Below are 25338 nucleotides of genomic sequence, written 5' to 3'. Positions count from 1 at the left end.
GGTCATCAATGACGACGATCGCGTTCTTGGGCCTGGGCAACATGGGTGGGCCGATGGCGGCGAACCTGGTCGCCGCCGGCCAGACCGTTCACGGCTTCGATCCCCAGCCCGCGCTGAAATCGGCCGCCGCCGAGCGGGGTGTGTCGGTATTCGACAGCGGCGCCGAGGCGGTCGGCGACGCCGAGGTCGTGATCACCTCGCTGCCCAACGGCGACATCGTCAAAGCCTGCTACGCCGAAGTGCTTCCCGCAGCCAAGGGCAACGCGCTGTTCATCGACACCTCGACCATCTCCGTCGACGACGCGCGGACCATCCACCAGCAGGCCCTCGAGCGCGGATTCGCGCAACTCGACGCCCCGGTGTCGGGCGGGGTGAAGGGCGCCACCGCGGGCACGCTGGCGTTCATGGTCGGCGGTGAGGACGCCGCGGTGGAACGCGCCCGGCCTGTGCTCGAACCGCTGGCAGGCAAGATCATTCACTGCGGCGCCTCCGGTACCGGCCAGGCCGCAAAGCTGTGCAACAACATGGTGCTCGCGGTGCAGCAGATCGCGATCGGCGAGGCATTCGTCCTCGCCGAGAAGCTGGGCCTGTCGGCACAGTCGCTGTTCGACGTGATCACCGGAGCCACCGGCAACTGCTGGTCTGTGCACACCAATTGCCCTGTCCCGGGCCCGGTTCCGACGTCACCGGCCAACAACGACTTCAAACCCGGTTTCGCGACCGCGTTGATGAACAAGGACCTCGGCCTGGCCATGACCGCGGTCGAGTCGACGGGTTCGAATGCGCCACTGGGCAGCCACGCCGCCGAGATCTACCGGACGTTCGCCGCCGACCATGCCGACAAGGACTTCAGCGCGGTGATCGAACTGCTGCGGGGCAACTGACCCGACGTCACCCAGCGTCGGCGTCGAGCCAGGCGCGCTCGCCGTACTTGTCGAGGTGAGCCACCTGTCCGACCGGCTTACGCGTCGTCGGCCCGTAGCGCCCACGCGGCCAGCCCAGGGGCACGACGCAGACCGGTGTCACGGTCAACGGCAGGCCCAGGGTTCGCCGGGCCGATGTCACGCTCCACAGCGGCAGGGTGATCAGCGACGCACCCAGCCCCATCGCCCGGGCAGCGAGCAGCAGGTTCTGCACGCTGGGATAGATCGACCCGAAGAACGACGACTCGCCGACGAACGGCGAGGGCATGTAGGGCAGTCGTGAACCCCCACGCAGGCACGGCACGACGAGCACCGGAATCTCACTGAAATGGTCGACCTGCCACTGCACGGCGCGCAGAATCTTCTGCATCGATTCGTCGCCGGCGGTGAGACGCCTGCCGATCCCGCCGTACAGCGACCAGGCTTGGCGATAACGCTTACCGAGCTGATCCTTGACGGCCTGGTCCTTCACCACGATGAACTCCCAGTTCTGCCCGTTCGACCCGGTGGGGGCCCGCAGCGCCAGCTCGATGCATTTCAGGACGACGGCGTCGTCGACCGGGTCGGGAAGGACGCGGCGCACGGCACGCTGGGTCATCATCGCGTCGATCAGCGGCATGTCGAGCCGGGCGAACGCTTCTTCGGTGCTGGGAATCTCGGCCATGCGTCGAAACTACCGCCGGCCGGCGCGGGCCGGGCCAGCCGCTACTACGCGGCCGTCGGCTTACGGCTCCGCGACCAGCCGGCGTGCAGGCGCTGGCAATCGGCGAGGCGCAGCGGGTCAGCGCCGCCGTAGTCGGGGCGCACGGCCACCGCGGCCGGGATGTCGGGGGTGCCCTCCCCCGTGATCACCAGCGTCGGCATCCCGGCGGAGTTGGCCGCGCGCAGCCCCGAGGCCGATCCGGTGACGGCGAACGCGTCGTCGGCCGACAGGCCGAGTTCCCACAGCGCGTGCCGGTGTGCCTCCGGATCGGGCATCGGCTTGACGATGTCCTCGGCGGCGACCACGACCTCGACGAGGCCCTCGCCGACGAGTTGGCGCACCAGCGGCTCGGCCCAGCCGCGTTGACCGTTCACCACGACGGCCACCTGCACGCCGGCACCGACGGCATCCATCACGAAGTCCACCAGCCCGGCGCGCGGAGACAGGTCGCGCTCGAGGATCAACTCGTCGAACAGCATGGTCTTGGTGGTGTAGATCTCGTCTGCCAGCAGTTTGGTGAGCACGTCGGCCTCGGTGGCCACGCACCGCTTGCGAAGCTCGGCGGCGACCCTCTGGCGCTCGTCGGTGAGCGCGAGCAACTGTCGATACCGCGGCACCGACCACTGGAAATCCAGGCCGTGCGTTGTGAAGGCCGCGTTGTAGGCGACCCGGTGACCATCACATTCGATGTCGGTCAGTGCGTCGAGGTCGAACACCAGACCTCGTACTGCACAGCCGGAACCCGGCCCGGGACCCGCAGGGGCACCCTCCCACCAGAACCGGCCCGCGCGCCACGTCGTCTCCTGCGTTGTCGGCATATGTAGAGGGTGGCCCTCATCACAGCCTCGGGCCTCCCCCAATCGGGGGATCGTCGGTGCCGACTCGGCCCGCCGGGCCGCGCCGACATGCGTTACCTGGGAAATGGCACCTCTAAGGTGGGTGCATGCCGAGCAGCCCACCGGTGCGTCTTGTGCTGGTCGACGACCACGAGATGGTCATCGAGGGCCTCAAGGCGATGCTGGCGGCGTTCGCCGACCGGGTCCAGGTCGTCGGGCAGGCCGTCGGCGCCGAGCGCGCGGTCGCGGTCATCGACGATCTCGATCCCGACATCGTGCTGTGTGATGTGCGGATGCAGGGCGCGAGCGGCCTGGACCTGTGCGCCGAACTGCGCCAGCGCAACGCCGCCCGCAAGATCGTGATGCTGTCGGTCTACGACGACGAGCAGTACCTGTTCCAGGCCCTACGCGTCGGGGCTTCCGGATATCTGCTCAAGAGCATCAGCAGCGACGAACTGGTGCGCCAGCTGGAGTTCGTCCATCGTGGCGAGACCGCGATCGATCCCGGCATGGCGGCCAGGGCCGTCGACACCGCGGCGCGGCTTCAGCGCGACGAGTTCTGGCCGGGTGCGCGCCAGGGGTTGACCCAGCGCGAAAGTGAGATCCTCTCGCTCGTCGTCAACGGGCTGTCCAATCGGGCGATCGCGGCCAAGCTGGTGATCGGCGACGAGACGGTCAAAACCCACCTCAGCTCGATCTACCGCAAGCTCGGGGTCAGCGACCGCACCGGCGCCGTCGCGACGGCCCTGCGTGAGGGAATCTTCAAGTGACCACGGAATCGGGTCCGTCGGACGCGGTACGGGAGCTGAGCCAGTACGCGCTGGCCGCCGACCGCGAACTGGCACTGCTGCGCGAACTGATCCAGGCCGCGTCCAAGGGGCCGGGTGTCGAACCCCTGGCCGCCGCGGCCGCGCGGATGATCACCGCGGCCACCGCCAGCGACGTGTGCTTTGTCCACGTCCTCGACGACAGCGACCGGTCGCTGACGCTGGCGGGCGCCACACCACCCTTCGACGCCGCGATCGGCAAGATCAGACTTCCTCTGGGACAAGGCATCTCGGGCTGGGTCGCCAGCCACCGCGAGCCGGTGGTGATCACCCAGGACAAGGAGTCCGATCCGCGCTACATGCCGTTCCAGTCGCTGCGGGGCAGCGATTTCACATCGATGGTGTCGGTGCCGATGGAGACCGATCCCGGCGGCCTGGTCGGTGTGCTCAACGTGCACACCGTCGAGCGCCGCGAGTTCACCGAGCGCGACGTCGAGCTGCTGGTGGTGATCGGGCGGCTGATCGCAGGGGCCATGCACCAGGCCCGGCTGCACCGGCAGCTGGTGGCGCGCGAGCGGGCGCACGAGAACTTCGTCGAGCAGGTGATCGAGGCGCAAGAACTCGAACGGCGAAGGCTGGCAGGCGATATCCACGACGGTATCTCGCAGCGGCTGGTGACGTTGTCCTACCGACTGGACGCCGCGACCCGATCCGACGACCCCGCGATCGTCGCCGAACAGCTCGGCAAGGCACGCGAGTTGGTCGACCTGACACTGCAGGAGGCCCGCGCGGCGATCAGCGGGCTGCGCCCGCCGGTCCTCGACGACCTCGGACTGGCCGGCGGACTGGCCAGCCTCGCCAGGTCGATACCGCAGATCGGCATCGAGGTGGATCTGGTCGAGCGCCGCCTGCCCGACCACATCGAGCTCGCGCTGTACCGCATCGCCCAGGAGTGCCTGCAGAACGTCGTCAAACACGCCAAGGCCACCTCGGCCCGGCTGATGTTCGCCGTCGACCCCGGCGACAGCGGCGACGTTGCGCGGCTCGAAATCATTGACGACGGAGTCGGTTTCGACACCTTCGAGCATCCGTTGGGCGGGGACGACATGGGCGGCTACGGCCTGCTGTCGATGGCCGAGCGCGCCGAGATCGTCGGCGGCCGACTCAACATCCGGTCGCGCCCGGGAGCGGGGACCGCGGTGACGGCGACCATCCCGTTGCCGTCGGTACCGGACTAGGGCCGATCACTTCAGGGTGCAATCCGTCGCCAGATGTTCCTCGATCGCGGCGATCACGTCTTCGGACACTTCGCGAAGCGCCGCCAGGCGTTTCGGGCCGAGCACGTCGATGAACAACTCCCGCACCCGCGCGGCATTGGCGGGTGCCGACGCCTTGATCGCGTCACGCCCGGTCTCGGTCAGCACGATGTCCGGATAGCGGGCCCCTGAGTCTTCGCGGCGGATCATTCCGCGCTTCTCCATCCGCCGCAGGTGGTGCGACAACCGGGTCTTCTCCCAGTGGGTGGCCCTGCCCAGTTCATAGGCGCGCATCCGGCCCTTCGGTGCCTCCGACAGGTTGACCAGGATCTCGAAATCGGAGTCCGACAGCCCGAATTCCCGCTGCAGGTGGGCTACCAGGTGACGTTCCAGCCCGTGCCGCATCGCCACGAACGCGCGCCACGCGTCCAGTTCTTCCCGCGACAGCCGCCCTTTTCCAGCCATGTCACCGATCCTAGCGCATTGGGTTGACATATCAACCCAACGCGCTACCGTGGGTTGGGTTGACGTATCAACCCAAAAGGAGATGACCATGTCGCAGCAAGTGATCACCGTTGTGGGGGCCACCGGTAAGCAGGGCGGCGGGCTCGCACGAGCCATCCTCACCGATCCGGACCGGCAGTTCCGGGTGCGCGCGATAACGCGCAACCCGCAGTCGGCGCAGGCCAGGCACCTGGCCGACGCCGGCGCGGAAGTGGTCGAGGCCGACCTCTACGACTCCGCCAGCTTGGAGCGCGCATTCGACGGCGCCTCAGCGGCGTTCGTCGTCACGAATTACTGGGCGGACCGAACGGCGCAGGAGGAGGCCGCACGCAGCCGGGCGGAATCCGAGCTGTACCAGGCCGAAACGGCCGCGCGCGCGGCGAAGTCAGCGGGCGTGGCGCACGTCATCTGGTCGACGTTGGAGGACACCCGGGACCACTTCGGCGCCGACGACCGGGTGCCGACCGTCGAGGGACGCTACAAGGTTCCGCACTTCGACGCGAAGGCAGAGGCGGACGGCCTCTTCACCCAACACGGCGTACCCACGACGTTTCTCCGCACCGCTGGGTTCTACGAAGGGTTCACCGCCGACCTGCAACCGGTGCGCGTCGACAGCGGCGAACTCGTGCTGACCCTGCCGATGGCGGACCGGCCGATGGCCGCGATCGCCGTGGAGGACATCGGCCGCACCGCGCTGGGCATATTCAAGCGCGGTACGGAATTCATCAACAAGACGGTGAGCATCGCCGGTGACCACTTGACCGGCGACCAGTTCGCCGCGGAACTCTCGACCCTGCACGGAGAACCGGTGCTCTATCGGCCGCAGGCCTGGGACGAGTTGCGCGCGCTGGGCTTCCCCGGCGCCGTCGAGATAGCCAACATGTTCCAGTACTACGCCGAAGACTGCGAACAATTCATCGCGGTGCGCGATCTGGAGTTCGTGCGGACGCTCAATCCCGATCTGCAGTCATTCCGCGAATGGGTGGCGCGGCAGAAAGCGGCATGATCCACGCCCCGACCGGACCTAGAAGTCCCCGGAGTTGCGCCGCAGCGTCTGGATCGAGTCCGCCAGCGCCCGTGACTCGGCGGCCGACATCCCGATGTCGGCGAAGACCTCGTTGTTCAACGTGACCGTGGCGTCCTCGACGGTCGAGCGGCCGAGGTCGGTGATCCGCACCAGCGTGGTACGCCCGTCGGTCGGGTGGGGAATCCGCTCGACCAGGCCATCGCCCTCCAGCCGCCGGATCGCGTGCGTGACGCTGGTGACGTGCACCTGCAGCCGGTCGGAGGCCTTGGTGATCGGCAGCGCCCCGTCGCGGCTGAACGCCAGCAGCCTGAGCAACTCGAACCGCGAGAAGCTCAGGTCGTAGGGCCGAAGGGCGCTTTCGACGCGGGCCAGCAGGATCTGGTGGGCCCGCATCACCGACGTCACCGCGACCATGCCGTCGGCCACCTCGCCCCACCCGCAGCGCTCCCAGTTGGCCCGCGCGAGCGCGATCGGGTCGCGGTCGTCCTGCCGCGGCGGTTGGGAGGCCACGCCTCTTCATACCGCATCGGCCGACGCGGTCAGCAGATTTCAGCTCATGGCCTGGGCCACCGCCGCCACCACGGCGCGGGTGGATCTGCGGTCTCCCACGGTGATGCGCACGCCGCCGTCGGCGTAGTGGCGGACGCGGACCCCGCTCGCCGAGAAGAACTGCCCCCAGCCCGTCCCGCAGTCGGGCACGTAGACGAAGTTGGCGTGGCTCTCGGTGCTGTAGACACCCATCGACCGTAAACGCATGCCCAGGTACCGACGCTCGCTGGTGATCATCCGGATGCGTTGATGCAGTTCGGCTTCCGCATCGAACGATGCCGCCACCGCGACGAGCGCGGTGATCGCGACGCCGAACGGCAGTTGCATGCTCCACAGTCGGCGAGCCAGCCGGGGCGCGCAGAAGCCGTATCCGATGCGGAGCCCGGCCAACCCGTAGGCCTTCGAAAACGTCCGCAACACCACCACATTGGGGTATCGCGCCACCAATCCGACGGCGTCGATCCGGCACTCCGGCGCCAGAAACTCCGCGTAGGCCTCGTCGAGCAGGACCACGGTCTCCGGCGACAGGTGCCGAATGAACCGCTCGAGGTCGGCCGCATGCTCGATGGTGCCGGTCGGGTTGTGTGGACGGCACACCACCACGACCCTCGCATCCGCCGCGGCCGACGCCATCGCGTCGAGATCATGGTGACCGTGTGCGTCCAATGGAACCGGAACGGATTCCAGCCGCGCCATCTGCGCGAAGATCGGATATCCGTCGAACGTCGGCGAGGCCATGACGATTCGGTCGCCGGGATCTGTCATCGCATGCAGCACCTGCATGATCACACCGGTCGCACCGGCCCCCACCACGACCTGCTCGTCACCCAGACCCGTGTGTGCGGCGATCAGCGAGCGCAGCCGCTCGGGAAGATACTCCGGATACCGGTTGGCCACCTCGATCGAGGCGCTCAGCGCCGAACGCACGGACGGCAGCGGCGGAAAGGGATTCTCGTTGAGCGACAGCGCCATCGGGTTCAACGCGGTGGGTAACGCACCGACCGCCTCGGTTCCGCTGCGCCTCGGTTCGGTCATCAGCCGCGACCGCCCCACCGCACCGCGGCCGCCCCGGCGAAATCACCGGCATGGGCGAACGCCGCCATCAACACAACGCCACCCGGTTCGAGCCTGCCGCGCTCGATCGCACGATCCAGATTGACCGGAATACCCGCGGCGAACAGGTTGCCACACGCGTCGAAGGTGTCGACGTGACGCTCGGGCGGGAGTTCGAGCGCTTCGCGCCAGTTGCGCAGGAACACCCGGTTCGGCTGGTTGGTGACCAGCAGGTCCAGATCGGGGGGTTTGATCCCGATGCGGTCGCACACCGCGTAGGACACCTCGGGAACCTGCCGGTTGCCCCGCGCCAGCACCTTGGTGATCTTGCTCTCGGTGAAGCCGATGTAGCCCTCTCCCGGACCTGGCTGCCACCACTTGCGCGGCGGGTCCGAAGCGATCGTCATATCACCGGCGAATTCACCATAGGTACGACACTCCACGTCGAGGATGGGTGACTGTTCGGACACCGCCACCAACCCGACGGCGGCTCCGTCGCCCGGCACCGACGCCTGCGCCTTGCGCCGCACCCCCGGTTGGTCGAAGACCTGCCCGGCGGCGTTCTGCGCGACGGCGACCAGCGCCGTGCGGCCCGCGCCCGACGACAGCAGTTGCCGCGCCACCTGCAGACTGAACACGAACGCCGCACAGCCGCCGTTGTGCAGATCGAGCACCCACGACGGTTTCATGCCGAGTCGGTGGGCCATGGCGCCGCCGCCACCGTAGAACGGCACGTCGGGCATCTGGGTGTGGGTGATCAGTACATCGGCACCGGCGACGGCGTCCTGGCCGTGACGCTCGATCAGGCCGGCGGCCGCGCGCTCGACCATGTCGACGGCGGTCTCGTCGGGCGCGACGTGGTGCCGGAATCTGGGCGCGCGAAACATCATGTTGTCACGCAGATCGTCGGATTCGGCGAACTGCGCATAGTATTCGGCGCCGATCGGCTCACCCGGCAGGTATGTCGAGACGTCGAGAAGGCTGACGGTCATACCGAACTCACCTCATCCAATCGGGCGTCACGGCAAGGCCGTTGCGGTGCCGGTACTCGGCGATCGCTTTGAGATTGCGCAACTCGAGCAGATGGCCGGGACCGAACATGTCCCAGAAATCGCCGACCCATACCGGTCGCTCGGGCGGGGCCGACTCCGGATACGGATTGCGGTCGTAGAACGGGTGATGACAGTTGGTCCACAGCACCACCGAACCGGGCTTGTCGAACACGACCTGCGCATCGACGACGCGCATCAGGTAGATCATCCACAAGTGCCTGCCCTGATCCCAGGCACAGTGGTAATCCACTGTCATGGCCGCCTTGTTGGCGACCGTGCGCGTGAAGATCTGCGTCTGCGAACCCAGCCGGTCATAGGCCACCCACAGTCCTGGTTCCTCGGTGGGGGTGAAACCGCGCAAGCTGTACGTCCACTCCTCCAAGCAGCGCGTGTCCGACAAGTATTCGAACAATTCGTCTGGCGGACAGTCGATGTAGTCGTTGACCGTGCAGTACTCGCCGTAGACGTAGTCGTGCGGATAGACCGACCGCATCATCTCCATGATGACCGGTGTGGCCTTCTCACGAGGCGATGTCTCGATGCGAATGAGGCCGTCCAGCGGCTCGACAGTGCCGCGGTGGGCGGTGATGTCGTCAAGGGCGGGTAGCGACATGGGTCCGGATCTCCTCTACGGCAGGCGGTTTGATGTTGGTGCGGTCGAGGAACGCCGCGAACGGGGGAATCTCGTCGGCGGAACATTCGACACCGATGACGGCGGGGCCGTCGGTCTCGAGCGCGGCGGTGAGCGCGGCGGGCAGCTTCTCGATCTCCTCGATGTCGGTCGTGGGCAGTCCCGGGAACATCGCGGCCAGCCCGGCACCCAACCGGCTCGGCCCGAACCGGTTGTAGCTGTAGCGATCGCCGTAGAACATCTGCTCGCGGGTCAGGCACATCGCATGCGCGTGGTTGTCGAACAGGAGGAAGGTCACCGGCAGCCCGTACTCTCGCGCGGTGTGAATCTCCATGCCGTGCATGAGGAAACTGCCATCGCCTGCTATCACCAATGTCCGTCTGCCCCGGCCGAAGGCCATTCCGATTCCGGCACCGAAGCTGTAACCCATGCCTCCCATGCCGAGGGCGACGACGAATCGGCCGTCGCGCCGCACGGGCAGGTGATGAATCGCCGCCGCCCCGATGTTGCCCGCGTCGACCACGATGTCCACTCCGTCGGGCAGCGCCGCGTCGAGCGCGGCCATCGCGTCGCGATACCGGACTCCGGGCCCGTGATGGGGCGGCGGCTGTAACTCGTCACGCCTCACCGCGTCGGGAACCCGTAGGTGGGCAGGCCGGCCCGCACCCGACAGCGCATCGGTGAGCACCCGCAGCGAGGCCCGCAGATCGTCGGTGTGCGCGTGTGTGCACGCGAGATACGGTGGGGCGGAACCGATCGAGAACACGGGGACCGCAGCCAGGGCGTCCTCGAGGCCGGCCCGCGCCGTGACCGTCATCCTGGTGCCCACCAGCAGGCACAAGCCACTGTCGGCGAGGGCCGAGGCGATGGTCGGATGACCCATGACTCCCGTCACGCCCAGCGCTGACGACGATCCCATCCCCGGTGTGCCCGCCACGTCCTTCGCGTCGGGCACGGTGGCCACCCGGGCGCGCAGCAGTGCCCGCAGTGCCTCGAGTTCGACGCGTGCATCGTCGCGGGCAACCTGTTCTCCCGCGACGATCGTCACGGGACCCGCGACCCGCCGAAGCGCCCGCACGATCGCGTGCGGGGCAGGCGGTTGCACAACGGTGCGCTCGCCGACCACCACACCGCCGTTGACGGGCAGCTCAGCTTGCTGGATGTCCTTGGGCAGCAACAGCACCGACGGCCCCCGCCGGGCCCGCGCGGCCTCGATCCCGGCGGGAAGTGCGGTCACGATGTCCGCGGGCGTCAGTACCCGCCGGCAGTGCACCGACACCGCCGAGAACAGTGCGTGCGCGTCCAGTGCCCCGTTGCGGCCGCTGGTGTCCTGGAACGCACCCCGCCCGTCGAGCGCGCTCGGCGACTGCCCGATCAGCGCCAGCACCGGCACCCGGCTGGCGAGGGCCTCCCCCAGCGCGGGAACGGTGTTCAGCGCGCCGCCGCCCGATGTCGCCGCCACCACGCCGATGCCGCAGCCGCTGCGGCTGTATCCGTCGGCCATGGTGGCCGCGGAGAACTCGTGTTTGGCGAGCACGGCGTCGATGTCGGAGCGGAAGTACGCCGCGTCGTAGAGGTCTTCGATGTTGGCGCCGTCGACACCGAAGACGAAGCGCACGCCGATCGCAGCGAGGTACTCGACGATGTGGTCGACGACCCGATGGCCCATTGCTCACCTGCTTTCGGAATTCACGAGTGACACGGTGCGCGGGCGTGTGAGGTTCATCGACTCAGCACATTCACAGCGAACGCTCGAGGAGCACTTCGCCGGAGTCGGGTGAAACCAGTTGCACGGCAGCGATTTCGTTCATCTGCATCGGCGTGGTGGCGCTCGGCAGTGCGGTGGCGCCCGACACCCCCAGCCACGTCGCCACCTGGTTGCGGCTGCCGTCATGACCCACGACGACCATCCCCAGGTTCTGCGGCGGCGCATCGCGTCGGCCCCAGTCGCCGTAGGTGCACGCCATGTCGATTCGGGTGCCCCAGCCGTATCCCGTCATCGAGATGGTCGCGTTGATCGGCGTCTCGGAAACCTTCGTCATCTCCAGTTGCTGTCCCGTCGCCTGAGGCGGTGCGCCGGTCTGCAACCCGAACGTCTCCGGTCGGACCGCGACCACGATGCCGATCGCCAACAGCGCGGCGGCCAGACCGATCGCGGCCGAGGCCATCCACCGCGACCGCCTGCGTCGTGCACGCACCGTGTCCAACAGCCCGCCCAGCAGCTCCGGCGGAGGGTCGGCCTGCGCCGGCGCGAGGCCCTCGAACTCGGCGGCTTCCACCCCGCTCAGCAGCACGGGAATGTCGCGCAGTTCGGCGACAGCGGCCGTGCAGCGCCCACACGTTGCAAGATGTGCCTCGTACTCGCGACGCTCCTGTTCCGGTAGCGAACCCAGGACGTAGGCGGCGTCCCACGTCGCGTACCGGTGGTCGTCCACGTGGCCGAGGACTGGTTCGAATGCCGTCACCGCGTCACCCCCATCTCCTCCAACCTGAGCTTGAGCGCACGTACCCCGTAGTGCAGCCGTGACTTCACGGTGCCTTCGGCGATGTGGAGATCGGCGGCGATCTGCGCCGTGGTCCAGCCCTGGTAGTACGCGCGACGGATGACCGCGCGGTGCTCCTCGGAGAGCTCACCGATGGCTTCGCTGAGCATCATTCGGTTCAACGCAGCCTCCACCTCGTCGGGCCCGGCCCGGTCCGCGGTCGTCTCCATGTCGGCGGTGCCGGATTCGCTGCGAAAGCGTGCACTGCGCGTCTCGTCGATGATGAGGTTGCGGGCGACGGTGAACAGCCATGCCCGCGCTGACCTCGAGGCGTCGGCCGTCACCTCGGGGTGTCGCCACGCCCGCAATAGCGTCTCTTGCACCACATCCTCCGCCCGGGCCGTATCGCCGGTCAGCCGGACCGCATAGCGCCAGATTGCTGCGGCATGCTCCGCATAGAGCACCCGCATGACGGTCGCTTCCGGATCGTCCAATATCAACCTCCGCTGTAGACACGAGGTTGGCGGTCATCCGGTTCAGTATCGGCGCTGCGCCCTCACAGCGGGACGGAGTTGCGCCGGGCGCCGGCTTGGGTGTCGGCGAACCGCTCATGCAGGGTGCGCAGCACCGCCGCGCACGCCGCACGCTCGGCCGGGTCGATGTGGTCCAGCACCCGGGCGAGTTCGCGGCGACGGCGAGCGGTCACCTGTCGTACCAGTCGGCGCCCCTGGGCGGTCAGTTCCAGGGTGACGACGCTGCGGTTGGACGGGTCCGAACCGCGCACCAGGTGACCCGACGCATGTAGCCGGTCGGCCAACCGCGTCACCGTGGACCCGACCACGCCGAGCGCCTTGGCGCATTCCGTCGACGTCGACCGGCCCTGCTGCTGCAACACGGCCAGCAACCGGAACTGCGGCAGCGAGACGTCGACCTCGTCGACACTGCGCAGCGCCAGACCCACCAGGTCCCGGGCCGCGGCCTCGAACGCCGTCAGCTCTTCTTTCGGCGTCTTGGTCACATCGGTATTCCGCGCGCGTGCATGCCGAAAGTATCGCACGCAGCCGGTCCCACTCAGCGCAGCCGAGCACCAGGTATTGCGTTTTGCAAGCCTTGCATAATGCAAGTGTTTGGGGCACACTGGATTTTTGACTGGTTCAAGTATTCGGAGGGCGGCATGTCCGTGACTCGCTGGCACGAGGAGCTGCGGGCCGCGGGGCTGCGTGTCACCAAGCCCCGTCTCGCGGTGCTCGCCGAGGTGCAGAAGCGTCCGCACGCCGACGTCGAAGAGATCGCCGCCGCAGCACGCCGGCGCATCGGATCCCTGTCGACACAAGCGGTTTACGACGTGCTCTACGCCCTCACCGGCGCGGGCCTGTTACGCCGCGTCGAGCCGGCCGGCTCACGCGCCCGCTTCGAACTGCAGACCGGCGACAACCATCACCACGTGGTCTGTCGATCCTGCGGCGCCATCGACGACATCGACTGCGCCACCGGGCGAGCCCCGTGCCTACATGCCGACGGCGCCACCGGCTACGTGATCGACGAGGCCGAAGTGACTTTCTGGGGCCTGTGCCCCGACTGCAGAGGCAGCACACAACCCACCTGAATGAATGGAGATTCCCATGACCGCTTCGAAATTCGGCTCCACGACCGGCACCGGCGCACCGGCCCCCAGTGACCGCAACACGCTCAGCGTCGGCTCCAACGGACCACTCGTCCTGCACGACGTGCATTTCTTGGAGCAGATGGCCCATTTCAACCGTGAACGGGTGCCCGAACGCAGCCCGCACGCCAAGGGGTCGGGCGCCTTCGGCGTTTTCACGGCCACCGAGGACGTCTCGCAGTTCACGAAGGCCGCGCTGTTCCAGAAGGGCGCGAAAACCGATCTGCTGATCCGGTTTTCGACCGTGGCCGGCGAGCAGGGCAGCCCGGACACGTGGCGCGACGTACGCGGCTACTCGCTGAAGTTCTACACGTCTGAAGGCAACTATGACCTGGTCGGCAACAACACACCGATCTTCTTCGTGCGCGACCCGATGAAGTTCCCCCACTTCATCCGTAGCCAGAAGCGGCTGCCGGACTCCGGTCTGCGGTCGTCGCAGATGCAGTGGGACTTCTGGAGTTTGAACCCCGAGTCCGCCCACCAGGTGACCTACCTGATGGGTGAGCGCGGCCTGCCGCGGACCTGGCGCCACATGAACGGCTACGGCTCGCACACCTACATGTGGGTCAACGCCGCTGGCGAGAAGTTCTGGGTGAAGTACCACTTCCACACCGACCAGGGTCTGGAGTTCCTCACCAACTCCGAGGCCGCCGCCCTTGCCGGTGAGGACAGCGACTTTCACCGCCGGGACCTCTTCGATGCGATCAACCGCGGCGAGCACCCGAGCTGGCGGCTCTCGGTGCAGGTGATGCCCTACGCCGAGGCGGCCGACTACCGGTTCAACCCGTTCGACCTGACCAAGGTGTGGCCGCACGCGGACTACCCGCTCATCGCGGTCGGCACCTATACGCTCAACCGCAACCCGGAGAACTTCTTCGCCCAGATCGAACAGGCGGCGTTCTCCCCGGGCAACACCGTGCCGGGTATCGGGCTGTCGCCGGACAAGATGCTGCTCGGTCGGGCGTTCGCCTACAGCGACGCACAGCGCAACCGCATCGGCACCAACTTCCACCAGCTGCCGGTGAACCAGCCGCGCGCCGGTGCTCCGATGAACTCCTACATGTTCGACGGCCAGATGGCCTACCACCATTCGGGCGCCGCACCGGTGTACGCGCCCAACAGCGGCGGCCGGCCGTGGTCGGACACCACCGGTCCGGCCGAGGACGGCTGGGAGGCAGACGCCGAACTGGTCCGCTCGGCGTACTCATTGCACGCCGAGGACGACGACTTCGGCCAGGCCGGCACGATGGTGCGCAAGGTGTGGAACGACGCGCAACGCACCGCGGCGGTCGAAACCATCGCGGGCAGCCTCGAGGGGGTCACCGGCGAGGTGCTCGACCGGTCGCTGGACTACTGGCGCAAGGTCGACGACGACCTCGGGGCCCGCATCGAGAAGGCCGTGCGGGCCGAGGCCGTGAGCCAGCCGGTCCAGGGCATGGGTGAGGGCTGAGACTCGGCGGGCGGCTTACTGAGTGAGGATGCGTGGCCCGTCCTCGGTGACGGCCACGGTGTGCTCCCAGTGGGCCGCCCGTGAGCCGTCGGCGGTGACGACGGTCCACTCGTCTTCGAGAACCACCGTCTTGGTGGTGCCCAACGTCAGCATCGGCTCGATGGCCAACACCGAGCCGACCGCCAGATGGGGTCCGCGGCCGGGAGCGCCCTCGTTGGGCAGGAACGGGTCCATGTGCATCTGCCGCCCGATGCCGTGACCGCCGTAGCCGTCGACGATGCCGAACTTGCGGCCGTACCGCTTCTCGGCGGCGCGCGTCGCGGTCTCGATGGCGTGAGAGACATCGGTGAGCCGGTTGCCGGGCACCATCGCCGAAGCGCCGGCCTCCATGGCCTCCTTGGTGGCCTGCGACAACGCCTCGTCGACGGGGATCAGCGTCCCGACACCGAACGTGATCGCCGAGTCGCCGTGCCAGCCGTCGACGATCGCCCCGCAGTCGATGGACACCAGGTCCCCGGGCGCCAGGATCTCTTCTGCAGACGGAATGCCGTGCACGACACGGTCATTGACCGAAGCGCAGATGCTCGCCGGGTAGCCGTGATAGCCGAGGAAGGACGGCACGCCTCCGCCGTCGCGAATCACCGATTCGGCGACCTCGTCGAGCGCCGATGTGGACACTCCGGGGGCGGCGGCCTGACGGACCGCGGCGAGGGCAGACGCCACCAGGGCTCCCGCGACGGCCATCGCGTCGAGTTCACCGGGGGTGCGCTGTGGGACGACCTTGCGTCCACGCAGGCCCATCAGGCCCATATCCGCTACTTACCGAGGGCCTGCAGAGCGCGCGCGAAGACCTCGTCGAGGGCGCCGACCGCGTCGACCTGCTGCAGGTTGTTGCTGCTGTAGTACTCGAGCAGCGGGTAGGTCTCGTCGCGATAGACCTGCATCCGGTTGCGGATCACGTCTTCGGTGTCGTCTTCGCGGCCCCGGGACTTGAGCCGCTTGAACAGCTCGTCCTCGGAGACCTTGAACTCCAGCACCGCGTCGAGCTTGGAGTCGTGGCGCTTGAGCATGTCGTCGAGCGCCTTGGCCTGCTCCACGGAGCGGGGGTAGCCGTCGAGAATGAACCCGTCGGCCGCATCCGGCTGTTCGATGCGGTCCTCGACCAGCTTGTTCGTCAGCTCGGAGGGCACCAGGTCGCCGGCGTCGAGATACTTCTTGGCTTCCAGCCCCAACGGCGTGCCGTCGCCGATGTTCTTGCGGAAGAGATCGCCAGTCGAGATCTGCGGAATGCCGAGCTTCTCGGAGAGTTTCTGGGCCTGTGTGCCCTTGCCGGCGCCGGGCGGTCCGAGCAGAACGACTCTCACTTCAGGAACCCTTCGTAATTGCGCTGCATCAGCTGGCTCTCGATCTGTTTGACGGTATCCAAGCCAACCCCGACGAGGATCAGTACGCCCACACCACCGAACGGCAGGTTCTGCACGGGCCCGCTGCTTCCGACGGAGAGGAACAGGTTCGGCAGCACAGCGATCAGACCCAGGTAGATCGACCCTGGAAGGGTGATCCGGCTCAGCACGTAACGCAGGTAGTCCGCGGTCGGCTTACCCGGCCGGATGCCGGGAATGAAGCCGCCGAACTTCTTCATCTCGTCGGCCCGCTCATCGGGATTGAACGTGATGGAGACGTAGAAGTAGGTGAAGAACACGATCAATGCGAAGTAGACCCCGATGTAGGCCAGGCTGCTGGGATCCGTGAGGTAGTTCGCGACGAACGTGTTCCACCAGTTGGTGCTGTTCGGGTTGGAACTGCCGCTCTGGATGAGCTGCGTGATGAGCTGCGGGATGTAGATCAGCGACGAGGCGAAGATCACCGGGATGACGCCGGCCTGGTTCACCTTCAACGGCAGGTACGTCGACGTGCCGCCGTACATCTTGCGGCCGACCATTCGCTTGGCGTACTGGACCGGGATCCGGCGTTGGCCCTGCTCGACGAACACCACGCCGACGATGATCGCCAGCGCACCGGCGCAGACCAGTGCGAACACCAGGCCGCCGCGGCTCTCGAGGATGGTCTGACCCTCACCGGGAATCGCCGAGGCGATGCTCGCGAAGATGATCAGCGACATGCCGTTGCCGATGCCACGCTCGGTGACCAGCTCACCCATCCACATCACCAGCGCCGCGCCGGCGGTCATCACGAGCACCATCACGACGAGGGTGAAGATGTTCAGCCCCTCGCTCTGGCCCTGGATGATGTCCAGCGAGCAGCCTTGGAGCAGGCCGCCGTTCGCCGCCAGCGCCACGATGCTGGTGCTCTGCAGGATGGCCAGCGCGATCGCCAGATAGCGCGTGTACTGCGTCATCTTGGCCTGGCCGGACTGTCCTTCTTTACGCAGCTGCTCGAACCGCGGGATCACCACGGTCAGCAGCTGCACGATGATGCTCGCGGTGATGTAGGGCATCACACCGACGGCGAACACCGACAACTGCAGCAGGGCGCCGCCGGAGAACAGGTTGATCAGCGAGTAGATCTGTCCGGACTCACCCCCGGTGACCTCTGCGATGCACTCCTGCACGTTCGGGTAGTTCACTCCCGGAGACGGGATGGCGGCGCCGACCCGGTAAAGGATCACGATGCCCAGGGTGAACAGGATCTTTCGCCTCAGGTCGACCGTCCTGAGTGAAGAGATGAAAGCCGAAAGCACTCTTCCTCCTGCGCAGCCGGCCTGTTGATCGCGGCGTGCGGATGGGGCTGGATTCGACCAGCGTCTTGGTTAAGTCGTGTGCGGACCCCCGTCAAGCGCGCAGCCTGCAGAGTTACCCGTCAAACAGTCTACGAGAGTAACAGTTGGGGCCCCGTTGGCCCGCATCCCGCTGATCGTCCCCGCCTCACAGCGACCTCTCAGGCCGGGAACATACCGTGGAACCGATCTCGTTATATCCACTAATCAATAGCGTCAGGAGTTGAAATGGCACGTACCGGCCCGCGATATGAGGGAGACACCTGGGATCTCGCGTCGAGCGTCGGCGCGACCGCGACGATGGTCGCGGCGGCGCGGGCGATCGCCAGCACGGGTGACGGCGCGCTGATCTCCGATCCGTACGCCGAGCCGTTGGTGCGCGCCGTGGGCGTGGACTTCTTCACTCGACTCGCCGGCGGCGAGCTCACGCTCGAGGAGCTCGACGGCGACACCTCGGATGGGGCCACCGTCGGAATGGCCCGGATGACCGACAACATGGCGGTGCGGACGAAGTTCTTCGACGAGTTCTTCGAAGCCGCGGGTGCCGCGGGCGTCCGGCAGGCGGTGATCCTGGCGTCGGGGCTCGACGCGCGCGCATACCGGTTGGCCTGGCCGGCCGGCACGACGGTCTTCGAGATCGACCAGCCCGACGTCATCGCGTTCAAGAGCCAGGCAATGGCCGATCTCGGCGCCGAACCGACCGCACAGCGCAGGGCGGTGGCGATCGACCTTCGCTTCGACTGGCCGGCGGCGTTGAGGGCCGCCGGTTTCGACCCGGCCCTGCCGACCGCATGGAGCGCCGAGGGCCTGCTCGGCTATCTGCCGCCGGAAGCACAGGACAAGCTGCTCGACACCATCACCGAATTGAGCGCTCCCGGTAGCTGGGTGGCCGTCGAGAGCGGCCCCGCCAGCAGCGACCCGGACGATCGCGAGAAGGTGCTGGCCCGGATGCAGGAATCGGCCCAGCGGTGGCGCGAACACGGCTTCGAACTCGACTTCTCCGAACTCGTCTACATCGGTGACCGCAACGAGGCCGGTGCCTATCTCGAGAATCGGGGCTGGCGGCTGACTCGCCGAACCGTCGGCGATCTGCTGGCCGAGAACGGTCTGCCGCCGCTGCCCGAGGACGACGAGGCCGGCAGGTTCGGTGAGATGCAGTACATCATCGGCATACTCGAGAAATGAGCCGAACGGATTCGGACAGCTGGGATCCGGCATCGAGCGTGGGTACCACGGCCACGATGGTCGCGGCCGCCCGCGCGATCGCCAGCCGCGAGGAGGACCCGCTCTTCGACGATCCGTACGCCGCACCGTTGGTGCGCGCGGTCGGCATCGACTTCTTCACGAGCCTGGTCGACGGCGGCATCGAAGGTGACGACATCGACGGCGCCGGGGCCGATTTCATGGCGCGGATGATCGCGGTGCGCACGCGGTTCTTCGATGATTTCTTCCTGACCTGCACCGGCGGCGGGATCCGGCAGGCGGTGATCCTGGCATCGGGATTGGACTCGCGGCCCTACCGGCTGCCGTGGCCCGATGGCACCGTCGTCTACGAGCTCGACCAGCCGCAGGTGATCGAGTTCAAGACCGCGACGATGTCCTCGCTGGGGCGGCCCCTTCGGCCCAGCTGCGCACCATCGGTGTCGATCTGCGCGAGGACTGGCCGAAAGCGCTGCGCGACAACGGTTTCGATCCGACGCAACCGACGGCGTGGAGTGCGGAAGGACTGCTCGTCTACTTGCCGCCCGAAGCGCAGGACAAGCTGTTCGACGACATCGGCGCGCAGAGCGCACCGGGCAGCAGACTCGCCACCGAGTACCACCCCGACGCCGCGGCGACAATCGGTGAACGCAGTAAGGCGATCAGCAAGCAGTGGGGCGAGAACGGCGTCCACCTCGACATCTCGCACCTGTTCTACGAGGGCGAGCGCCGCCACGTCGTGGAGTATCTGGCCGAACACGGGTGGGCGGTGTCCACCAAGAGCCGTCCCGAGGTGTTCGCCGAATACGGCCGAGTATTTCCCGACACGGAACTTCTTACCCCGATGCGTGATTCGCTCGCGATCATCGCAACCCGCAACTGAGGAGCGCCAATGGCCCGCACCGACAACGACACCTGGGATCTTGCATCGAGCGTCGGCTCGACCGCGACGATGGTCGCAGCGCAGCGCGTCCTGAGCCACCGCGAGGGTCTGATCGACGACCCCTACGCCGAACCCCTGGTGCGCGCGGTCGGCCTGGACTTCTTCGTCCGGGCGCTCGACGGCGAGATCTCACTGGATGCCATCGACCCCCGTTTCAACACCCGCCGCGCCGCCGAGGGAATGGCGGTGCGCACGCGCCATTTCGACCGGCTGTTCACCGACGCCGCGGCGGCAGGTGTCCGCCAGGCGGTGATTCTGGCCGCCGGACTCGACGCCCGTGCCTACCGTCTGGGGTGGCCGACGGGCACCGCCGTTTTCGAACTCGACCAGCCCGAGGTGATCGCCTTCAAGAGCGACACCCTGGCGGCTTTGGGGGCCGAACCGAGCGCGGACCGGCACGTGGTGGCCATCGATCTGCGCGACGACTGGCCGAAGGCGCTGCGCGACAACGGTTTCGACCCGAGTCAACCGACCGCGTGGATCGCCGAGGGGCTGCTGATCTACCTGCCGCCCGAGGCTCAGGACCTGCTGTTCGACCGGATCGACGACCTGAGTGCGCCCGGCAGCCGGGTGGCCACCGAGCACATCCCCGACGTCAGCATGTTCTCCGACGAGCGGTCCCGGGAGATCGCCGAGAAGCTCCAGGCGTACGGACAGAACATCGAGATGGGCGAGCTCATCTACCACGGTGAGCGCAACGATGTGGTCGACTATCTGACCGACCGCGGATGGGACGTCACGACGCAGAAGATGCCGGATGCGTACGCCGCCAACGGTTTCACGTTCGACGAGGACAGCACGATCGGCTTGTTCAGCGATATGAGCTACCTGTCGGCGATCAAGCGCTGACCCGTTCGCTCAGAATCGGTAATCGCCGAACAACAGCGCGCTAACGCCACTGAGCGAGCGCTCGGTCTGGTCGGCCAACTGCACCATGGAGCGCCCGAGCAGTCCGACGACGGCATCCGGTAGCGAGGCTGCCGGCTGTGAGGACGCCTTGGGCCGCAGCCGGTCCAGCAGCGACGAACCGGGATACGAGACGATGCGGACCTCGGCGTCGGCGTCCATCCCCGCGAGCACCTTGGCCCTCGTGATCGCGGCGCGTAGACCGCCGAGGTGATCGACCAATCCGCGCTCGTGCGCGTCCGCGCCGGTCCACACCCGGCCGCGCGCAACGGCGTCGACGGCCTCGACGCTCATCCTGCGGCCCACGGCGACCCGCTCGATGAAATCGGTGTAGAGCAGGTCCGCCTCGGCCTCCACCTGTGCGCGCTGCTCGTCGGTGAACGGCTCGTTGAGCGACCACGCGTCGGCGTTGCGGTTGGTCCGCACTGTTCCGGAGCCGACACCCAAACGCCCCCTGAGTTCACGGGCCACCAGCTTGCCCGCCAACACCCCGATCGACCCGGTGATGGTGCCGGGATTGGCGATGATCTCATCGGCGGCCATCGCAGCGTAGTAGCCGCCCGACGCCGCGACCGCACCCATCGACGCGACCACCGGTTTGCCCTTGTCCCGGCTGCGATGCACTTCGCGCCAGATGGTTTCCGATCCGGTCACCGAACCGCCGGGGCTGTCGATGCGCAGCACGATCGCCGAAACGTCGTCGTCGGCGGCGGCTTCGCGAAGCGCCGCGGCGATCGTGTCGCCACCCGCGCTCGAACTGCCCAGCGGCAGCGGCTGCGTGCCGCCGCGACCACTCACGATCGGCCCGTGCAGGGTCACCACGGCGATCGTCGCCTTCTTGCGTCCCGGGATGGACGGCATCGACAGAGCCGGGCGGTCCGCGGTCGCACGCGCATAACGCGACAGGAACAGCCGCGGTGGCGCGTCGTCGGCGTCCGCGTCCGCCCCCGGCTTGAAGCCCGGCGCGCCGACCAGTTCGGCCATGCGCGCATAGGCCTCGTCGCGGAAGCCGACATGGTCGATCAGGCTTCCGGCGAGGGCGTCGTCGCGCAGCAACGGCGCCTTGTCGGCGAGGGCGTCGATCTCCGCAGGATCGAGGTGACGCGACTGCGCGACCGCCTCGAGCACCTGGGCGTGCAGGCTCTGGATCAACCGCTCATCGGCCTCACGATGAGCCTCGGTATAGCCGTCCTCGGTGAAACGGTTTGCCGCAGACTTGTATTCACCGCGCGCGACGAACTGCGCCTCGACCCCGATCTTGTCGAGGGTGCCGCGCAGGAACAGTGCGTTCGTCGCGAACCCCACCAAAGCCACCGTGCCCGCAGGCTGCATCCACACCTCGCGGAACGCCGATGCCAGGTAGTACGACAGCGTGCCGGGATAGGTCTCGGCCCACGCCAGTGACGGCTTGACTTCGCTGAACGCCGCGACGGCCGAACGCAGTTCCTGCACCGGGCCCGGCGACGTGGCAGGCAGCTGCACCCGGGCGACCAGCCCGGCGACCCGGTCGTCCTCAGCCGCCCGGTGGATCGCTGCGACGGCCTCCCTCAGCAACAGCGGGCGGCCCGTCCCAGAGATCAATGCGAGCGGGTCGAACCCACCGGTCTCATTCGGCACCGACGTCAGATCGAGTTCGAGCACGCATCCGTTCGGGACACCGTTGTGGCGGGCGGTGTCGATGCGCCGGGCCAGCGCGCGCACGTCGTCGAGACCGGGAAGTCCGGACATGCCGGGCAGGAAAGCGGACATGGTTCGAGCGTACCGACGCCGGTGAGAACCGTGAGTTCGCGGCCTTCGACGCCCAACAGCCGTTTCGTCACGTCGATGGGCGGTGAGCCAGCAACTCCCCGAACAACGAAGGGCTGCATGGGCTCTCATTGTGAGCCGGGGTGGTGCTGCGTCGACTCGAAAGATGTCCGGTCAGCGGCCCATGAAGCGGCCGTGCTGCGGGCAGTAGACGGCGACCGCCGCACGCATCAGCCCCGCGGCCTGCCCGCGATCCATCCCGCTGCTGGCAAGGCGGTTGACCACCCCGCGTACGACAGGAACCGGGTTGGCGCTGCCCTCGAGCCCCGCGGTGAGCATGTCGCAGATACCCCGTCCCAACGCCGGCAGGTCCGTTTCGCCCAGCGGAATCTGCAAAGCCTCGACCTGATCGGCGAACTTCGCATCGTTGTCCTGGGCATGGGCGGTCGCCGTGGCGCCGAACAAAGCGATACCGGCGGCCCCAACGACGGCGGTGAGCCGGCGGAGGTAGGTCATATCTGCTCCTGATGTGTCACGCCTACGCACCATATCGGCGGACGGCGCGTGGCGTTACCACCGCCCAACACACAGAAGCCCCCACCTTCACGGCAGGGGCTTCCGGTCGCTTGGGGTTTACAGCTCGGTCGCCGAGCCGCCCGCGGAGGTGATCTTTTCGCGAGCACTGCCGCTGAACTTGTGCGCGGTGACGTTCACCTTCACGGTGAGCTTACCGTCGCCGAGCACCTTCACCAGCGCGTTCTTGCGCACCGCACCCGCGGCCACCAGCTCGTCCACACCGACGTCGCCGCCCTTGGGGAAAAGCTTGTTGATGTCGCCGACATTGACGACCTCGTACTCGGTGCGGAACCGGTTGCGGAAACCCTTGAGTTTCGGCAGCCGCATGTGGATCGGCATCTGGCCGCCCTCGAACGTCGCAGGGACGTTCTTACGGGCCTTCGTGCCCTTGGTGCCGCGACCCGCGGTCTTACCCTTCGAACCCTCACCGCGACCCACGCGGGTCTTGGCGGTCTTCGAACCGGGTGCCGGTTTCAGGTCATGCAGTTTGATAACGCTCATCTGACTTCCTCCACCTCTACGAGGTGATGCACGGTCTTGATCAACCCGCGCGTTTGCGCGTTGTCCTCACGGACGACCGACTGGCGAATCTTGCGCAGCCCCAACGACCGCAGGCTCTCCCGCTGCTTCCAGCGCGCACCGATGGTGCTGCGCACCTGGGTGATCCTCAGCTCTGCCATGATTTACGACCCTTCACGCGCAGCCGACGCGGCAAGCGCCTCGGCCTCCCGGCGCGCCCGCAGCATGCCCGCAGGCGCCACGTCTTCGATGGGCAGCCCGCGTCGGGCCGCGACCTCTTCGGGGCGCTGCAGCAGCTTGAGCGCGGCGACGGTGGCGTGCACCACGTTGATCGCGTTGTCGCTGCCCAGCGACTTGGCCAGGATGTCGTGCACTCCGGCGCATTCCAGCACCGCGCGAGCCGCACCGCCGGCGATCACACCCGTACCGGGGCTGGCCGGACGCAACATCACCACACCGGCGGCGGCTTCGCCCTGCACCGGGTGGGTGATGGTGCCGCCGATCAGCGGAACCCGGAAGAAATTCTTGCGCGCCTCTTCGACGCCCTTCGCGATGGCGGCGGGAACTTCCTTGGCCTTGCCGTATCCGACGCCGACCATGCCCTTGCCGTCACCGACGATCACCAGCGCGGTGAAGCTGAACCGGCGGCCGCCCTTGACCACCTTGGAGACACGGTTGATCGAGACGACGCGCTCGAGGTAGTTGCTCTTGTCGCCGCCGTCGCGGCCACGACCGCCGCGGTCGTCGCGGCGGCCACGTCCGTCGCGGTCGCCCCGCGACCCGCGGCCGTCCTGGGGGCCGCCGGCTGTTGCCTGTTCGGCCATCATGCAGTCCTTCCCATTGTGTTGAAGTCAGTCATCAGAATTTCAACCCGCCTTCGCGCGCCGCATCGGCCAGCGCCGCGATCCGTCCACCGTAGGTGTACCCACCGCGGTCGAACACGACCTTGTCGATCCCTGCGGCCTTCGCGCGCTCGGCGATCAGTTGACCGACCCGCACGCTGTGGGCTTTCTTGTCACCGTCGACCGCCCGCACGTCGGCCTCGATGGAGGATGCCGCTGCGAGCGTCGTCCCTTCCAGGTCGTTCACCAACTGCACGTGGATGTGCCGCGAGGAGCGGTTGACCACCAACCGCGGCACCTCTGCCGTGCCGGAGATCTTCTTACGCAACCGAGCGTGCCGACGCAGTCGCGCCGCCCGCCGGGTCTGCGAGATGTTCTGGCCCACGGGCTTGCGCGTCGGCGCTGCCGAATTTGTTGTCGAAGCCATTTACTTACCTGTCTTTCCGACCTTGCGGCGGATCTGCTCGCCCTCGTAGCGGATGCCCTTGCCCTTGTAGGGATCGCTCTTACGCAGGCGGCGGATGTTCGCCGCAACCTGGCCGACCTTCTGCTTGTCGATGCCGGAGATCGAGAACTTCGTCGGTGTCTCCACCGCGAACGTCACCCCTTCGGGGGCGGTGATCGTCACCGGGTGGCTGTAGCCCAACGCGAACTCGAGGTTGGAACCCTTGAGCTGCACGCGGTAGCCGACACCGAAGATCTCCATCTTGGTGGTGTAACCCTCGGTGACGCCGGTGATCAGGTTCGCCACCAGGGTGCGTGACAGACCGTGCAGCGAACGGCTGCGCCGCTCGTCGTCGGGACGCGTCACCACGATGGCGCCGTCGTCGTCACGGGCGATTCGGATCGGGTCGGCCACCGCCAATTCCAGAGAGCCCTTGGGCCCCTTGACCGATACGTTCTGCCCGTCGATCGACACATCGACCCCGCTGGGGACCGGGACCGGCTGCTTTCCAATACGCGACATTTGAG

The 25338-nt window shown here is 67.4% G+C and carries 29 protein-coding genes and 1 pseudogene; 9 read left to right on the top strand and 21 right to left on the bottom strand.

Annotation, left to right across the window (positions count from 1 at the left end; translation table 11 throughout):
- Positions 1 to 8: 8 nt before the first annotated feature.
- Positions 9 to 884 (top strand): 3-hydroxyisobutyrate dehydrogenase, encoded by an 876-nt coding sequence (gene mmsB, locus AU072_RS20990; protein WP_064415550.1) that lies wholly within the window; start codon positions 9 to 11, stop codon positions 882 to 884.
- A gap of 7 nt (positions 885 to 891) precedes the next feature.
- On the opposite strand, the gene AU072_RS20985 is transcribed toward mmsB, so the two are convergent.
- Together AU072_RS20985 and AU072_RS20980 are read right to left on the bottom strand one after the other, a co-directional pair.
- On the bottom strand, positions 892 to 1587 hold the full coding sequence (locus AU072_RS20985) for a nitroreductase family protein (RefSeq protein ID WP_064415549.1): 696 nt from the start codon (positions 1585 to 1587) through the stop codon (positions 892 to 894).
- A 44-nt stretch (positions 1588 to 1631) separates the two neighbouring features.
- On the bottom strand, positions 1632 to 2444 hold the full coding sequence (locus tag AU072_RS20980) for an HAD family hydrolase (RefSeq protein WP_064415548.1): 813 nt from the start codon (positions 2442 to 2444) through the stop codon (positions 1632 to 1634).
- 125 nt (positions 2445 to 2569) lie between these two features.
- Between AU072_RS20980 and AU072_RS20975 the strand changes: the two genes are divergently transcribed.
- Together AU072_RS20975 and AU072_RS20970 are read left to right on the top strand one after the other, a co-directional pair.
- Positions 2570 to 3232, top strand: coding sequence for a response regulator (locus tag AU072_RS20975; RefSeq protein ID WP_064415547.1), 663 nt, complete (start codon positions 2570 to 2572; stop codon positions 3230 to 3232).
- Entirely contained in the window at positions 3229 to 4467 is a 1239-nt protein-coding gene (locus AU072_RS20970; RefSeq protein WP_064415546.1) for a GAF domain-containing sensor histidine kinase, read from the top strand. Before AU072_RS20975 ends, AU072_RS20970 begins: the two co-directional genes overlap by 4 nt.
- Positions 4468 to 4473: 6 nt before the next feature.
- Here AU072_RS20970 and AU072_RS20965 read toward each other — a convergent pair whose 3' ends face one another.
- Positions 4474 to 4950 carry a MarR family winged helix-turn-helix transcriptional regulator gene (locus tag AU072_RS20965; RefSeq protein WP_064415545.1) on the bottom strand — a complete coding sequence of 159 codons (477 nt, stop codon included), beginning with the start codon at positions 4948 to 4950 and terminating at the stop codon, positions 4474 to 4476.
- 88 nt (positions 4951 to 5038) lie between these two features.
- On the opposite strand from AU072_RS20965, the gene AU072_RS20960 reads away from it, so the two are divergent.
- Positions 5039 to 5995, top strand: a complete 957-nt coding sequence (locus AU072_RS20960; protein WP_235629850.1) for an NmrA/HSCARG family protein — start codon at positions 5039 to 5041, stop codon at positions 5993 to 5995.
- Between the two features lie 18 nt (positions 5996 to 6013).
- Here AU072_RS20960 and AU072_RS20955 read toward each other — a convergent pair whose 3' ends face one another.
- The 8 genes from AU072_RS20955 to AU072_RS20920 all read right to left on the bottom strand — a co-directional run bounded on the left by AU072_RS20955 (position 6014) and on the right by AU072_RS20920 (position 12802).
- Positions 6014 to 6526 carry a MarR family winged helix-turn-helix transcriptional regulator gene (locus AU072_RS20955; RefSeq protein WP_064415543.1) on the bottom strand — a complete coding sequence of 171 codons (513 nt, stop codon included), beginning with the start codon at positions 6524 to 6526 and terminating at the stop codon, positions 6014 to 6016.
- Between the two features lie 39 nt (positions 6527 to 6565).
- Complete coding sequence (locus AU072_RS20950) at positions 6566 to 7600, bottom strand: pyridoxal phosphate-dependent aminotransferase (protein ID WP_064415596.1); 1035 nt, start codon at positions 7598 to 7600, stop codon at positions 6566 to 6568.
- Positions 7600 to 8610, bottom strand: coding sequence for a 3-oxoacyl-ACP synthase III family protein (locus tag AU072_RS20945; RefSeq protein ID WP_064415542.1), 1011 nt, complete (start codon positions 8608 to 8610; stop codon positions 7600 to 7602). Before AU072_RS20945 ends, AU072_RS20950 begins: the two co-directional genes overlap by 1 nt.
- Positions 8611 to 8617: 7 nt before the next feature.
- Positions 8618 to 9283, bottom strand: a complete 666-nt coding sequence (locus tag AU072_RS20940) for a DUF8713 domain-containing protein (protein ID WP_064415541.1) — start codon at positions 9281 to 9283, stop codon at positions 8618 to 8620.
- The gene (locus tag AU072_RS20935) at positions 9264 to 10970 is read right to left on the bottom strand and encodes a thiamine pyrophosphate-binding protein (protein WP_064415540.1); all 1707 of its coding nucleotides are present in this window, start codon (positions 10968 to 10970) and stop codon (positions 9264 to 9266) included. The genes AU072_RS20940 and AU072_RS20935 overlap by 20 nt, the downstream gene beginning before the upstream one ends.
- 70 nt (positions 10971 to 11040) lie before the next feature.
- Positions 11041 to 11766, bottom strand: coding sequence for an anti-sigma factor family protein (locus AU072_RS20930; protein WP_064415539.1), 726 nt, complete (start codon positions 11764 to 11766; stop codon positions 11041 to 11043).
- Positions 11763 to 12278 (bottom strand): sigma-70 family RNA polymerase sigma factor, encoded by a 516-nt coding sequence (locus tag AU072_RS20925; protein ID WP_064415538.1) that lies wholly within the window; start codon positions 12276 to 12278, stop codon positions 11763 to 11765. The genes AU072_RS20930 and AU072_RS20925 overlap by 4 nt, the downstream gene beginning before the upstream one ends.
- 62 nt (positions 12279 to 12340) lie before the next feature.
- Positions 12341 to 12802 (bottom strand): MarR family winged helix-turn-helix transcriptional regulator, encoded by a 462-nt coding sequence (locus AU072_RS20920; protein ID WP_064415537.1) that lies wholly within the window; start codon positions 12800 to 12802, stop codon positions 12341 to 12343.
- Positions 12803 to 12958: 156 nt separating this feature from the next.
- On the opposite strand from AU072_RS20920, the gene AU072_RS20915 reads away from it, so the two are divergent.
- Together AU072_RS20915 and AU072_RS20910 are read left to right on the top strand one after the other, a co-directional pair.
- Positions 12959 to 13390 carry a Fur family transcriptional regulator gene (locus AU072_RS20915; protein WP_064415536.1) on the top strand — a complete coding sequence of 144 codons (432 nt, stop codon included), beginning with the start codon at positions 12959 to 12961 and terminating at the stop codon, positions 13388 to 13390.
- A gap of 16 nt (positions 13391 to 13406) precedes the next feature.
- Positions 13407 to 14897, top strand: a complete 1491-nt coding sequence (locus AU072_RS20910; RefSeq protein ID WP_120271085.1) for a catalase — start codon at positions 13407 to 13409, stop codon at positions 14895 to 14897.
- A 15-nt stretch (positions 14898 to 14912) separates the two neighbouring features.
- On the opposite strand, the gene map is transcribed toward AU072_RS20910, so the two are convergent.
- Genes map through secY form a run of 3 tightly spaced genes read right to left on the bottom strand, consistent with a single transcriptional unit; the run spans position 14913 to position 17598 of the window.
- Positions 14913 to 15707, bottom strand: coding sequence for a type I methionyl aminopeptidase (gene map / locus AU072_RS20905; RefSeq protein ID WP_064415535.1), 795 nt, complete (start codon positions 15705 to 15707; stop codon positions 14913 to 14915).
- Positions 15708 to 15712: 5 nt separating this feature from the next.
- On the bottom strand, positions 15713 to 16261 hold the full coding sequence (locus AU072_RS20900) for an adenylate kinase (RefSeq protein WP_064415534.1): 549 nt from the start codon (positions 16259 to 16261) through the stop codon (positions 15713 to 15715).
- Positions 16258 to 17598, bottom strand: coding sequence for a preprotein translocase subunit SecY (gene secY, locus AU072_RS20895; RefSeq protein WP_064400094.1), 1341 nt, complete (start codon positions 17596 to 17598; stop codon positions 16258 to 16260). The genes AU072_RS20900 and secY overlap by 4 nt, the downstream gene beginning before the upstream one ends.
- 264 nt (positions 17599 to 17862) lie before the next feature.
- Between secY and AU072_RS20890 the strand changes: the two genes are divergently transcribed.
- The 3 genes and pseudogenes from AU072_RS20890 to AU072_RS20880 all read left to right on the top strand — a co-directional run bounded on the left by AU072_RS20890 (position 17863) and on the right by AU072_RS20880 (position 20626).
- Entirely contained in the window at positions 17863 to 18819 is a 957-nt protein-coding gene (locus tag AU072_RS20890) for a class I SAM-dependent methyltransferase (protein ID WP_064415533.1), read from the top strand.
- Positions 18816 to 19717, top strand: a pseudogene (locus AU072_RS20885) (class I SAM-dependent methyltransferase). Before AU072_RS20890 ends, AU072_RS20885 begins: the two are co-directional and overlap by 4 nt.
- Positions 19718 to 19726: 9 nt before the next feature.
- The gene (locus AU072_RS20880; RefSeq protein ID WP_064415532.1) at positions 19727 to 20626 is read left to right on the top strand and encodes a class I SAM-dependent methyltransferase; all 900 of its coding nucleotides are present in this window, start codon (positions 19727 to 19729) and stop codon (positions 20624 to 20626) included.
- Positions 20627 to 20635: 9 nt separating this feature from the next.
- Here AU072_RS20880 and sppA read toward each other — a convergent pair whose 3' ends face one another.
- The 7 genes from sppA to rplF all read right to left on the bottom strand — a co-directional run bounded on the left by sppA (position 20636) and on the right by rplF (position 25333).
- Positions 20636 to 22432 carry a signal peptide peptidase SppA gene (gene sppA / locus AU072_RS20875; RefSeq protein ID WP_064415531.1) on the bottom strand — a complete coding sequence of 599 codons (1797 nt, stop codon included), beginning with the start codon at positions 22430 to 22432 and terminating at the stop codon, positions 20636 to 20638.
- A 171-nt stretch (positions 22433 to 22603) separates the two neighbouring features.
- A complete protein-coding gene (locus tag AU072_RS20870; protein ID WP_064415530.1) occupies positions 22604 to 22945 on the bottom strand; it encodes a DUF732 domain-containing protein in 342 nt (113 codons plus the stop codon).
- Between the two features lie 117 nt (positions 22946 to 23062).
- Positions 23063 to 23506, bottom strand: a complete 444-nt coding sequence (rplO, locus tag AU072_RS20865; protein WP_064415529.1) for a 50S ribosomal protein L15 — start codon at positions 23504 to 23506, stop codon at positions 23063 to 23065.
- Entirely contained in the window at positions 23503 to 23685 is a 183-nt protein-coding gene (rpmD, locus tag AU072_RS20860) for a 50S ribosomal protein L30 (protein WP_064415528.1), read from the bottom strand. The genes rplO and rpmD overlap by 4 nt, the downstream gene beginning before the upstream one ends.
- A 3-nt stretch (positions 23686 to 23688) precedes the next feature.
- Positions 23689 to 24348 (bottom strand): 30S ribosomal protein S5, encoded by a 660-nt coding sequence (rpsE, locus tag AU072_RS20855; RefSeq protein WP_090340020.1) that lies wholly within the window; start codon positions 24346 to 24348, stop codon positions 23689 to 23691.
- Positions 24349 to 24382: 34 nt separating this feature from the next.
- Positions 24383 to 24793, bottom strand: coding sequence for a 50S ribosomal protein L18 (rplR, locus tag AU072_RS20850; RefSeq protein ID WP_064415526.1), 411 nt, complete (start codon positions 24791 to 24793; stop codon positions 24383 to 24385).
- Positions 24794 to 25333: a 50S ribosomal protein L6 gene (gene rplF / locus AU072_RS20845; RefSeq protein ID WP_064415525.1), complete on the bottom strand. Its 540-nt coding sequence runs from the start codon at positions 25331 to 25333 to the stop codon at positions 24794 to 24796.
- Between the last annotated feature and the right edge of the window lie 5 nt (positions 25334 to 25338).

Source organism: Mycolicibacterium novocastrense (genome assembly GCF_001499835.1).
In the GTDB taxonomy this organism is placed as follows: domain Bacteria; phylum Actinomycetota; class Actinomycetes; order Mycobacteriales; family Mycobacteriaceae; genus Mycobacterium; species Mycobacterium novocastrense.
Note: the sequence above shows the minus strand (reverse complement) of the source record. Positions and strands in the feature narration are given on the sequence as shown.